The sequence below is a fragment of the Streptomyces sp. NPDC044571 genome (assembly GCF_040647115.1).
Classification (GTDB): Bacteria; Actinomycetota; Actinomycetes; order Streptomycetales; family Streptomycetaceae; genus Streptomyces.
Genome location: NZ_JBEZBN010000102.1, coordinates 1 through 11,167, shown reverse-complemented (window position 1 = coordinate 11,167; position 11,167 = coordinate 1). Strand labels below are relative to the sequence as shown.

11 protein-coding genes are annotated in these 11,167 nt (G+C 68.8%); 6 read left to right on the top strand and 5 right to left on the bottom strand.

Annotated features, from left to right (window positions below):
* Positions 1-106 precede the first annotated feature (106 nt).
* The 4 genes from AB0B01_RS30215 to AB0B01_RS30200 all read right to left on the bottom strand — a co-directional run bounded on the left by AB0B01_RS30215 (position 107) and on the right by AB0B01_RS30200 (position 3,008).
* Positions 107-964 (bottom strand): fumarylacetoacetate hydrolase family protein, encoded by an 858-nt coding sequence (locus AB0B01_RS30215; RefSeq protein ID WP_361725978.1) that lies wholly within the window; start codon positions 962-964, stop codon positions 107-109.
* A gap of 122 nt (positions 965-1,086) precedes the next feature.
* The gene (locus tag AB0B01_RS30210) at positions 1,087-1,764 is read right to left on the bottom strand and encodes a YidC/Oxa1 family membrane protein insertase (protein ID WP_361725975.1); all 678 of its coding nucleotides are present in this window, start codon (positions 1,762-1,764) and stop codon (positions 1,087-1,089) included.
* A 112-nt stretch (positions 1,765-1,876) separates the two neighbouring features.
* Entirely contained in the window at positions 1,877-2,185 is a 309-nt protein-coding gene (locus AB0B01_RS30205) for a DUF6412 domain-containing protein (protein WP_361725972.1), read from the bottom strand.
* A 34-nt stretch (positions 2,186-2,219) separates the two neighbouring features.
* Positions 2,220-3,008, bottom strand: a complete 789-nt coding sequence (locus AB0B01_RS30200) for a class E sortase (protein WP_361725969.1) — start codon at positions 3,006-3,008, stop codon at positions 2,220-2,222.
* 56 nt (positions 3,009-3,064) lie between these two features.
* Here AB0B01_RS30200 and AB0B01_RS30195 point away from each other — a divergent pair, with 56 nt between their 5' ends.
* Positions 3,065-4,066: an SEC-C domain-containing protein gene (locus AB0B01_RS30195; protein WP_361725966.1), complete on the top strand. Its 1,002-nt coding sequence runs from the start codon at positions 3,065-3,067 to the stop codon at positions 4,064-4,066.
* 87 nt (positions 4,067-4,153) lie between these two features.
* Here AB0B01_RS30195 and AB0B01_RS30190 read toward each other — a convergent pair whose 3' ends face one another.
* Positions 4,154-4,996, bottom strand: coding sequence for a helix-turn-helix transcriptional regulator (locus AB0B01_RS30190; RefSeq protein ID WP_361725963.1), 843 nt, complete (start codon positions 4,994-4,996; stop codon positions 4,154-4,156).
* A gap of 457 nt (positions 4,997-5,453) precedes the next feature.
* On the opposite strand from AB0B01_RS30190, the gene AB0B01_RS30185 reads away from it, so the two are divergent.
* From AB0B01_RS30185 to AB0B01_RS30165, 5 genes are all read left to right on the top strand, one after another.
* Complete coding sequence (locus tag AB0B01_RS30185; RefSeq protein ID WP_361725960.1) at positions 5,454-6,158, top strand: hypothetical protein; 705 nt, start codon at positions 5,454-5,456, stop codon at positions 6,156-6,158.
* Positions 6,159-6,222: 64 nt separating this feature from the next.
* Positions 6,223-7,638 (top strand): hypothetical protein, encoded by a 1,416-nt coding sequence (locus AB0B01_RS30180; protein ID WP_361725957.1) that lies wholly within the window; start codon positions 6,223-6,225, stop codon positions 7,636-7,638.
* Entirely contained in the window at positions 7,635-9,461 is a 1,827-nt protein-coding gene (locus AB0B01_RS30175) for a DEAD/DEAH box helicase (RefSeq protein ID WP_361725954.1), read from the top strand. The genes AB0B01_RS30180 and AB0B01_RS30175 overlap by 4 nt, the downstream gene beginning before the upstream one ends.
* A 117-nt stretch (positions 9,462-9,578) precedes the next feature.
* Positions 9,579-10,904, top strand: coding sequence for a DNA (cytosine-5-)-methyltransferase (gene dcm, locus AB0B01_RS30170; RefSeq protein WP_361725951.1), 1,326 nt, complete (start codon positions 9,579-9,581; stop codon positions 10,902-10,904).
* A 29-nt stretch (positions 10,905-10,933) separates the two neighbouring features.
* A partial coding sequence (locus AB0B01_RS30165) for a transposase (RefSeq protein WP_361725981.1) occupies positions 10,934-11,167 on the top strand: 234 nt, incomplete at its 3' end.

The following is an 11,167-nucleotide window of genomic DNA, read 5'->3' as shown; positions in this document are numbered from 1 at the left end:
CGATCTCGCGGGCGGCCGTCAGGTACCCGGCGGGCGGTACGACGACGCCGTTCTCGCCCTGGATCGGCTCGATGACGACGAGCGCGGTCTCCCCGGGCGGACTCCGCTACGCGCTCTTGAACTCCTGGCGCTGGCGGCCGAGTCCCTCGATCTCCAGCTCCACGACATCGCCGGCGCGCAGGTACGGCTTCGGCTCCGGCTGGCCCATGGCCACGCCCGCCGGCGTACCGGTGACGATGACATCGCCGGGGTACAGCGTCATGAACTGGCTCAGGTACCGCACGACCTCGCCGACCGGGAAGATCTGGTCCGCGGTGTTGCCGTCCTGCTGGGGTTCGCCGTTGACCCACAGCTTCACGTCGAGGGTCTGCGGGTCCGCGATCTCGTCGGCGGTGACCAGCCACGGGCCGAGCGGGGTGAAGGTCTCGCAGTTCTTGCCCTTGTCCCAGGTGCCGCCGCGCTCGATCTGGAACTCCCGCTCCGAGACGTCGTTGACCAGCGTGTAGCCGCCGACGTGCGCGAGGCCCTCCTCGGCGGAGGACAGGTAGCGGGCGGTGCTGCCGATGACGACGCCGAGCTCGGCCTCCCAGTCGGTCTTCACGCTGCCGCGCGGGATGAGGACGGTGTCGTCCGGGCCGACGACGGTGTCGGCGGCCTTCAGGAAGAGGATGGGCTCGGCCGGCGGCTCCGCGCCGATCTCGGCGGCGTGCCCGAAGTAGTTCAGCCCGATGCCCACGATCTTGCCGATGCGGCCGATCGGCGCGCCGATCCGCAGGCCCTCCGCGTCCAGGACCGGGAGCTGCCCGGAGGCCGCCGCGTCCCGTACCCGGGACAGCAGGGACTCGTCGGCGAGCACGGCGCCGTCCACATCCGTGATCAGGCCGGAGAGGTCGCGCAGGGTTCCGTCCTGGTCGAGCAGCGCGGGGCGTTCCGCACCGACCGGTCCGACACGCAGCAGCTTCATGGGCATTCTCCCGTGGTCGAGGGTGGTCGGCCCACGGGCATGCCCCGGGCCGGACGATGGGTTGCGGCCATCGGAGGATTGGTCGATCCTCCAAGAAGTCCGGCCCGTCCGCAACACCCTGTTCACATCCTGGAACGCCCGCCTCCGCCGGCCGGCTGCACCGCCGCCCCGGCGCCCGGCCCGGCAGCCCGCTCCTTGCGGTACTGCAGCCAGGCCCGCTCCGCGACCGACCACGCGGTGGTGGTCACCAGGTACAGCCCGGCGGCCAGCGGCACCACGGCAGCGGTGATCAGCGTCCCGAACGACAGCAGCGGGAGCACGCCGCCCAGCTTGCGCAGCATCTCCTGCTGCTCGGCGGTCACCGGGCCCCCGGGGACGGGAGCAGCGCCCGGCCCGGCCAGGGCGGCCGCCCGCCGCCCGCGCACCGCACTCCACGCCGCGACTGCACCGATGGCCGCGAACAGCCCGAGGAACACCAGTCCCTGGGCTCCGAGAACGCCTCCCTCCCCGAGCGCGTCGGCCCACCGGGCCCCCAGCGGCGCGGCGAACAACCGGTGCCCCAGCAGCTCGCCGGACGTGGAGAACGCCCGGTACATCACGAAGAACACCGGCAGCTGCAACAGCAGCGGCAGGCACCCCGCCGCCGGGGTCGCACCGCGAAAGGCCGCACGGCTCAGCGGGTGCAGGGCAAGGCGCACCAGCACGGTGAACAGCACGATCGCGGCAGCGGTCGCGGACTCGGCCAGCACCGGCTCCAGAAGCCGGCCGAGCTCGGTAACAAGGTGGATGAAAACGGACACGCGGGCCCTCCGAGGGGTCTCGTCGAACGTCGAAGCAGATGCATTTCGGCGCGACGACCCGCGAGGGGCGACAACGGTGATCAGCAGTGAGCGAGCGGAAGGCGATGCGCCCCTACGCGGCCGTCAGGACGAGACGGCCGGGCGCCCTGGGCCGCGACCGGCCCGAGGCATCGGGATCGCGCTGCGGCAGGAACGCCGTGCGCTGCTCGCGATCGCGGAGGGCGGTGCGTATTCGGTGCGGCGGCACGGGCCGTACGAGCCGGGCGGCCAGCGCGGCGGCGCCCACGGCGACGGTCGCGGCGAGGGCGACCACGACGGCGCCCAGCCCGCCCTCCCCGGCGAACAGCAGCCCGAGCAGGCCCCCGAGCAGCACGAGGGAGCCGATGACCGCCACCATGCGCGCCATCCATGCCCGACCCATGCGGACCACCCCCTCTCGCCCACTCAACGGCCGGTCACCGCTTCAAAGTTCCCCAGACCACGAGCCGGTACCGGGAGGTGTACTCGGGCGTGCAGGTGGTGAGCGTGATGTAGGCGCCGGCTTCGCCGTACCCGTACTCCGGCCCGGCCGTACTGCTCGGCACCGGGGCGATCACCCCGGTGTCCCGCGCACCCGTCTGCGCCAGCGCCTTGCCCACCACGTACACGTACCGCCGGCCCCGTACCTCCACGGTCAGCTCGTCACCGGCCCGCAGCCGGTTGACGTACCGGAAGGGCTCCCCGTGGGTGTTCCGGTGCCCGGCGAGCGCGAAGTTCCCCTCCTCCCCGGGCTGCGCGGTTCCGGGGTAGTGCCCGACGTACCCCTTGTCCAGCACGGCCCGCTTGTCGACCCCCTGCGCGACGGGCACGACGACCCCGAGCCGCGGGATGCGCAGCACGGCGTAGGCGGCCGAACCGGGGCCCCGGGAGGACGGGGGCGCCCCGGAGCCCGCCACCGGATCAGCGGCCCGGGACGGGGACGGCACGGCAGGAGACCCGGAAGAGGACGGCTCGGGAAGAGCCGGATCCGAAGGAGGGGACGAGGCCGCATCGGGAAGGGGCGCGCCCTCCAAACGGGCCACCTCGTGCCGGGCGGCGACACGCGCCTGCCGGTTCGTCCACCACACCTGGTGCACCACCAGCAACAACACCACCACCCCCACGGTGACGGCGAGTTCGGCGGCGGCCCACAGCATCCCCGCCAGACGCGCCCGGCGCCCGCGCCGGCCACCCGCCTGCACCACCACACGCATGTGATCCCGCACGGGCGGCACCTTAAGACCTCCCCCCTCAGCAGACCAGGGCCAGTACCGTGTGACCCATGCGCCCCGACACGCCTGCCGAGCACATCGCCGAAGCCGAGCGCCTGATCCGCACGGCGACCCGCTACCCCGAGGACCAGGAGCCCTTGCTCCTCCAGGCCGCGGCCCACCTCGAACTGGCCGACTCCCGGGACCGCGCCAGCGCGCTGTACGACCAGCTCCTCGCCGGCTCCCCCGCCAACCCCCACCTCATCAAGGCCCTCCAGGCCGCGAACCTGTGGGAGTACGGCCACGAGCCCGAGGCCCGTGCCCTGATCCAGGGCATCCGCGCGGCGGCGCCCACGGACCCGGCCCCCTGGGCGGTCATCGCGGAAGCCCTCGAAGCACACGACGAGCTGACCGACTCGGAGGAGTGCTTCACCCAGGCCGCCACCCTCCTGATCACCGACAGCACCCCCCTCACCCAGGCCACCACGGCCCTGCTGACGGGCCGGCACCGCGTACGCCGCCTGCTCGGGCTCCCGCACGACGAGTGGGACATGGTGGCCGACACCCGCCACATCGGCCCGATCCCGCTGGACGAGCTCCACGACCCGAAGCGCATCTGGGCCCTCGGCTCCGACGACCCGGCCGAGCTCCGCGCCGAGATCGCCCGTCTCCGCGCCGAACTGGGCGACCGCCGCGCCGCCCTCTCCCGCCCCTTCCCGGTGGCCATCCTCCACTGGCCCCAGCGCGAACTGGCCGAGCTCCTGACCAGCTACCCGACCCTGGCCTCGGAGTACCCCTCGCACGAGGCCCACCTCCGGGAGATCGAAACCGCCCTCCGCGCCCTGGCCGCCTCGGGCACGACGAACCTGGGCATCGTCACCGCCAGCGTCCCCTCGTACGAAGCCTTCGCGGCCTCGGAGAAAACCTCCCCGGCCTCCCCCTCCCTGCTCCCGGAATACGCCACGACCCTGGCTGCCCGCGGCAAAGCCACCCCCTGGCCCCCGTCGCCCACCTCCCCCTGCTGGTGCACCTCGGGCAAGCCGTACGCCGAGTGCCACGGAAAGTCAGCCTGACACTCCTTCACAGGCCCGCCGGCAACGACGGGCCTCACACCCCTTCGGGGACGCCGACTCTGGCGTGGACCCCGAGGGGGGTCGGCTTCATCCCCACCCACCTCGCACGGCCGCCCCGACTGCTGCAGCCTTCAGGATGGCGTCGGCCAGTGCGGCCATGCGGCGCTCCTTGAGTTCGACCGCGACCTCGATCACTGTCCCGGCCGAGCGCTCACGAGCGACCATGTGCCCGAAAGATTCCTCTAGCTGGGTGTGCCGACCCGAGTGGAGGAACTCCAGGGCAGCGACCGCCTCCTCCGAGGTCAGAAACCGAACCGCATCTGCGAGTGCAGCCGCAGCGTCTTCAGGCCGGCCGCTGGAGTGGAGCTCCGCCGTTGTCGCGGCGAAGCTCCGGGCGGCGGCGATGTCAGACGATTCGCTCCGCCGGTCCCCCTCCGCCGGGGGGACCGGCGCAAGCGCCGCTCGCCGCCGAACCGCTCTTGCGAGCGTTCGCAAGCCGGCTACTTCCTCCGCCAGGGCGTCCAACGACGTTGCCCGCTCCTGGTTCTCCGCGCGAAGGACCGCAACGGCGTCGTTGAGGGCGGCGCAGTTCTTGCACCAGACGAGGCGCCCATACGCCTCCGCGACGACATCCCAACCGATCCCAGCCGGGGTGGGGGATCCGCTGCGATCAGCTGCGAGGCGGTGAAGGCCGCGCACAAAGTCCAACTCCGGCCGTCTCTCGCCGTTCAGGTAACGGGTCAGGGCGCTCGGGCTGACTTCACATCCCCGCTCACCGAGCATCTCAACAAGGCGTCGCTGGGAGATCCGCCGCTCAGTACCGCCTGGCGGCCCTTCCTGGGCCGCCCTGGCCAGCGGCTTTACATAGCGTGTTGCAAACCCTTTGCGGCCCACGCCCCCGGCGGACGCCACCCCTGCAACCTGCTGCACTCAGCGCTCCCCTCACTGCCGTCCCGCTACCTCTGCACCTCTCCCGCGCACACCCCCGCGGCGCAGGGCGGTGCACCGGCGCCACGACCGCCCGCACTCCAGAACCTTAACTTCAATCCGGAACCAATGCTGCTGGAATGCAGGATTCCGAACGTTGCCATTTATCTGACACCAATAGAGTTGCCAGATAAATGGCAACGCGGAAACCCCTGGACAGGGAGTGGTGCGATGTGAAATAACCTGGGGATGACGCGCCTCCCAGACGGTCTGCCGATTGCCAGCGACCCGAATAACTCCGCCATGTGGCGCAAGTCACCGACGACCCAAGGAATTCCAGATTGCTTCCCGGGACTTCATTCCGGCTAAGATCGACACCGCCGACCCCTTTATCTATTCGGGGTCCGGCCTGCACCCGCATGTTGGTTCCACCTTTCACTTCTCTGAACGGAGTATCGGAATGACCATCAGCAATGGCAGCGGGCTGCCTTCCTGGCAGAACCCGAAGTTCGGCGCGAAGATCCGGGCGGCGCTGTGGCTGGAGACCCAGGTGGGGGTCGGCGGCGTCTTCACGAAGGCCGAGCTGCGCCAGGCGTTCCCCGATGTCGCCCAGATCGACCGGCGCGTCCGCGAACTCCGCGATCACAACTGGCAGATCGACACGCACCGCGAGGACCCTGCGCTGAAGCAGCAGGAGCAGAAATACGTGACCCGGGGTGCAGAGATCTGGCTTCCCGGCCAGGCCGCTGCCGCCAAGCAGAAGACCACTCTGACCTCGACGCAGCGGGCGAAGGTCTGGAGCGATGACAGCTTCCTGTGTCGGACCTGCGGAATCGGTGTGGGCGAGAAGTATCCGGACGGGTCGTCAGGCACCTCTCAGCTTGCCATCGCCCGCCGCAAGGTGCTCCTCGCCGACGGAACGACGGAGGAACAGCTGGTTACCGTCTGTGGCAAGTGCGTCGCCAGCAACAGCAGCACGGTCGACCTTGGGGCGCTGCTGGCCGAAGTGGCACTGCTGAGCCCGATCGAAAAGGGTGCCCTGTCCTCGTGGATCGAGGCCGGCCAGCGGACCCGCGGAGCGCTGGAGAAGGTGTGGGGTGTTCTCCAGACCCTTCCGGAGCCGTCCCGGCAGGCCGTCCGGGCAGCCGTTCGACTGGACCAATAGAAATAGAACGCTGCACCACATACAGCAACAACGCCGATAAATCGAAAAGCGAGAGGTGTGGACTGTGTTCCGGGAATTTGCGCCGCCGCCGCGCGCTGAAGAGTTCAGCGAACTTATTCGTAAGCGGCTCGAGGACGTCAAGGCCGCCGGGGGCACCCGCGAAACGGTAAGCGTCGACTGGAACGGAAAAACCATCCACGTCGAGGTCATCGAGCTGCCGTTGGACAGCCTCTACTTCAACCCGGGAACGCATCGCATCCGGGCACAGCGGACCCATAACCCGGCTCGGGACCAGCAGCTTGATGCAGACCCCTACGGCGCCGACGGCCAGAGCTACCTGGCCGACCTGCTGAAGGCTGATCCCTCGGACCCCCGTGTCCGCGACACGGCTTTCGACAAACTGAAGGAGAGCCTGCTCCAGTACGGGCAGAACGACCCCGGCCTGGTCACCCACCACGGTGTGCTCGTCAACGGGAACACCCGTGCCGCTGCACTCCGCGAGGCCGGCCAGACCTCAATGCGGGTTGGCGTGCTCCCGTCGTCGTTCACGTGGGCGGACATCAACGCCGTCGAGCTGTCACTCCAGCTGCGCAAAGACCACCGTCGGGACTACTCGTACATCAACCGGCTCCTCGCGATGGAGGAACAGGCCCAGCTGGGCCGGACCCCCGAGGACATCGCCCGGGAGTTCCGCATCCAGGTGAAGACCTACCACCAGGAGCGGTGGATCCTCGCCACGATCCGCGAGCTGATCGAGCGCAGCCGGACCGGCGGAGCTTCGCTCAGCCTGATCGACTTCGAGATGGACCAGGAGAAGCTCAAGGAGCTCGAACGTCTCTACAAGAACCTCTCCGAAGTCGAAGCCGACGAGGCCGAGGTGATCAAGGAATGGCGTCTCTGCGCGATCCTGCTCGGCTTCTCGAAGACGGACGTCCGCCACATCGACGAGGAGTTCACCAAGGCCGATTACCTGTCGAAGTCCCTTCCCTCCGAGTTGGCGGAGGAGGCGAGCGCAGAAGAGTCCGTTGCCATTCCCGGTCTCGGGATCTCCGTCAAGGGCAGCACCTCGCGGGTCTCCGCCGCTCGGGCTCTGAACGACCGCGTACTGCGCGCGAAGGCCGTCGCTGACAGCTTGCAGCCGCCGAACGGTGAGAAGGCGGCCGCCCGCGAACTCGTCACCGCGGCCAAGGCCGCTTTCGACAAGGCCATTGACGATGCCGGCCGCGACGCCCGCGTCCGCAAGCGCAAGCAGCTTGCTCCCGCCCGACTTGCAGACGCATGCTCCGCCATCGACCAGTGCACGGTCGACCTCGTCCAGGCGCGCGCCGCCCGGAGCCTCGACGCGCAGGCCTTCGACGACGCCCTGCTGCAGCTGCGTACGAGCCTGACCAAACTCGCCGCACAGGCGGAGAAAATCAGCGACGCCCCCGGTGCCGGCGTCGCCTGGCTGATCGATGCGGTTTCCGGCAGCGCCGCGTGAGCCCGGGGAGCGCCGAGACCCCGTCTCTACGACTTGAGTTCGACGAGACGCGCACCAAGGTGGTCTTCAAGGCATCCGCAGAGTACGCACATGCCCTGGTTCAGCTGGCTGGACGGTTCCGCACCGCCGGCCACCTGGGCCCCACCACCGTCGTAGCCGACGTCGACGATCTGTTGACCAGGGTCGACCAGCTCGCCGAATGGCCCGACCAGGTCGGCGTCGTATGGGCCCCGGACCTCCAGCAGCTTGTCGTCGGCAGCATCCAGGACGCTGCCAAGGTCGAGCGGCGCCTCGCCGACGCGGAAGCCGCAGCTGCGGCTGAGATAGCTCCGGACGACGTGCCCGCGCTGCTGGGCGATGAGTGGCAGGCCGAGCTCGGAGAGTTCCAGAAGCGGGACATCGCAAAGCTGCTGTCCCTCCAGCACGGCGCCAACTTCAGCGTGCCCGGCGCCGGCAAGACCCGGGCGGCACTCGGTGTGTACGCCGTGGAGAAGGCACGCGGGAACGTCTCCCGCCTCCTCGTTGTGTGCCCCAAGTCCGCCTACGAATCGTGGCAGTACGAAACGGCGGTCTGCTTCCGCCACCGCCTGCGTCCGCATGTGGTGGATGGGACGATGGACGACTACGCCGAAGTCCTGATCGTCAACTACGAACGGCTCGACAGGGCTCTGCCTGTTCTGACGGCATGGCTCCAGTCCGAGCCGGCCATGCTCATCCTCGACGAGGCACACCGGATGAAACTCGGTGTCCGCGGCACCTACGGCGCCGCCTGTATGGCGCTGGGACCGCTGGCCCGCCGCCGCCTTATCCTCACCGGTACCCCGGCGCCCAACGGCCGGAAGGACCTTGAGAACCTGCTCGGCTTCGTCTGGCCTGGCCACGGCCAGCGGGCGGTGGCGCGCGCGGTGGCCGGCGGCGACCTTGCGGCGGCCAGCCGCACTCTCCGCCCGCTGTTCACCAGGACGACCAAGCTAGAGCTCGGACTGCCGCCGATGGAGCCGCGCGTCCGCTACGTCGACATGCCGCCCCTCCACGCCGATATCTATGAGGCCCTGGTCGGCAGCGAGGAGTCGGGGGCAGGCAAGGACGACCTGAGCGCGCTGGGCAAGACGGCGCTGCGCCTGCTGATGGCGGCCACTAGCCCTGCCCTCCTGCTGGACGGCGGAAGCCGCTACGAGCCCCTGGCCTACCAGCTGCCACCTCTCGAGATCCCGCGGACCCACTCCCTCTACTCGCTGATGCGGGACCTTCCAGACTACGAACTGTCTCCGAAATACCAGGAAACGGCAGCAATAATTGCCAAAAATGCCCAAGATGGGCGGAAAACACTCGTCTGGACAACGTTTGTCCGCAGCCTGACCACTCTGGAGCGCTTGCTCTCCGAATTTTCGCCTGCCGTCGTACACGGCGGTACTACAGACCGCGAGGAGCAGATTCGGCGCTTCCGCGAGAGCGAAGACTGCCATGTGCTGCTTTCCAACCCGGCTACGCTGGGCGAAGGCATCAGCCTCCACCATGTCTGCCACGACGCCGTATACGTGGACCGCGACTTCGTAGCCGGCCGGTACCTGCAGAGCCTCGACCGCATTCACCGCCTCGGGCTGGCGCCAGGAACTGAGACCCGCGTCACTGTCCTGGCGGTGCGCGGAACCATCGACGAGGTTGTGGAAGCCCGCCTCGACCAGAAGCTGGAGTTCATGGGCAAGATCCTCGACGACCCCACTGTGCAGCAGCTCGCGGACCTGCAGGAAGAGCCCTCAGTGGCAGCCGGTTTGGCGCCGGCCGATGTCGCCGCCCTGCTCCGGCATCTAAGACAGCGCTAGCAGCAGACGGGCGCCGGAATTGCAGCAAGTGCAGCCGGCGCCCAAAGCTCGTGTGAGGATGCATCCTGGCCTACCTGCCACACTGGATGTTTCGCGCCACACATGAGGAGACCAGGGATGACCGCGCGGCGACCCCGCCCCCACTTCGATGATCCGCTGGTCTCCGTCGAGATCTGCGCCGGCGCGGGCGGCCAGGCCTCAGGGCTCCACCAGGCTGGCTTCGACCACGCCGCGCTGGTCGAGTGGGATGCCCATGCTGTCGAGACGCTGAAGGCGAATGTCGGCACCTGGCCGGGTTGGACACAGGAGAAGGTCGATGCGCTGCGCCCTTCCGATGTCCGTAGGTTCCTGGGGTCTCGTGAGCACCGGGAAATCCAGGCCCTAGGTGAAAAGAAGATCGACCTGCTCGCCGGTGGAGTCCCCTGCCCGCCCTTCTCGCTCGCGGGCAAGCAGCTCGGCAAGGACGACGAGCGGGACCTATTCCCGGACATGCTGAAGATTGTCGACGACCTTAAGCCGCGCGCCATCATGATCGAGAACGTCCGGGGAATCCTTGAGCCTCCGGAGGTATTCATCGAATACCGTCGCTACATCATCGAGCAGCTGAAAGAGCTCGATTACACGGTTCCCGACGTACCTGCCTCCATGACCCCGCGGCAGCAGGACCAGCGGATGCGGCGCGTCTGGCGCCGCATGGACGCCAATGCGTTCGGGGTCCCACAGCTGCGCCCACGGGCCATCCTGGTCGCTTTCCATAAAGACGTAGCGAACAGCGGAGACTTCGTCTGGCCGGTCAAGGACGGCCTTCCGGGGGAAACCCTGATGGAAACGCTCCGGACCACAATGGAGAAGCGGTACGGGGCTTACTGGGATGTCGAATTCAAAGTTGGCGATGAAGTCCTGACAGGGAAAGAGGTCTACGCGAAATGGAAGAGGGACGCTAAGGAGGCGGAGGACCGCGGCCTCACTGTAGCCCCCACTCTCGTCGGCGGCTCCCGGAAGCACGGCGGCGCCGACCTCGGTCCTACCCGCGCCAAGAAGGCGTGGGCGGCGCTGGGCGTGAATGCCAGCGGCGTCGCCAACGACGAACACGAGGCCGTGCCCGACCGGGACCTCTTCCGCGCGGGCGGTCCGATGCTCACGGTGGACCAGGCTGCCGCTGTCCAGGGCTTCCGCGACTGGAAGTTCGTCGGTGGCAAGACTGCGCGCTACCGCCAGGTGGGCAATGCCTTCCCGCCGCCGGTCGCCGAGGCCGTTGGCCGGGCTATCGCGGCCGTTCTCCGGCCGCAGCACCGGGATGAGCTCTTGGCGGGCTACAGGATGGAAAAGGGTCCGGAGGCCGGGGTCGAGCTTCTGGCGGAAGAGGGGACCCTGTTCTCCCCTGAAGCACGTATCAGTCGGCCCCGCTCACCGGAAGAAGCGGTGCCCGCAGTGGCGCCTTAGAAGTCATCTCATTTGGATGGTTGGGTAGGCTGTCGGTCGTGGCGGGGATTGTTGAGCGGCTGGTGCCGGATGAGTTGTGGGAGCTGTTCCAGCGGGTGGTGCCGGAGGCGCCGTCGCGGCCTCAAGGCGGTGGCCGACGTCGGCATGGTGACCGTGAAGTACTGGCCGCGATCGTCTTCGTTGCCACCTCGGGTTGTACCTGGCAGCAGCTGCCCGCGGCATCGTTCGGGCCGTCGGGGGCGACAGCCCACCGGCGTTTCTCC

Coding starts and splice junctions, on each gene's coding strand:
- AB0B01_RS30215 (WP_361725978.1), bottom strand. CDS start 964: ATGAAGCTGCTGCGTGTCGGACCGGTCGGTGCGGAACGCCCCGCGCTG.
- AB0B01_RS30205 (WP_361725972.1), bottom strand. CDS start 2,185: ATGGGTCGGGCATGGATGGCGCGCATGGTGGCGGTCATCGGCTCCCTC.
- AB0B01_RS30195 (WP_361725966.1), top strand. CDS start 3,065: ATGCGCCCCGACACGCCTGCCGAGCACATCGCCGAAGCCGAGCGCCTG.
- AB0B01_RS30185 (WP_361725960.1), top strand. CDS start 5,454: ATGACCATCAGCAATGGCAGCGGGCTGCCTTCCTGGCAGAACCCGAAG.
- dcm (WP_361725951.1), top strand. CDS start 9,579: ATGACCGCGCGGCGACCCCGCCCCCACTTCGATGATCCGCTGGTCTCC.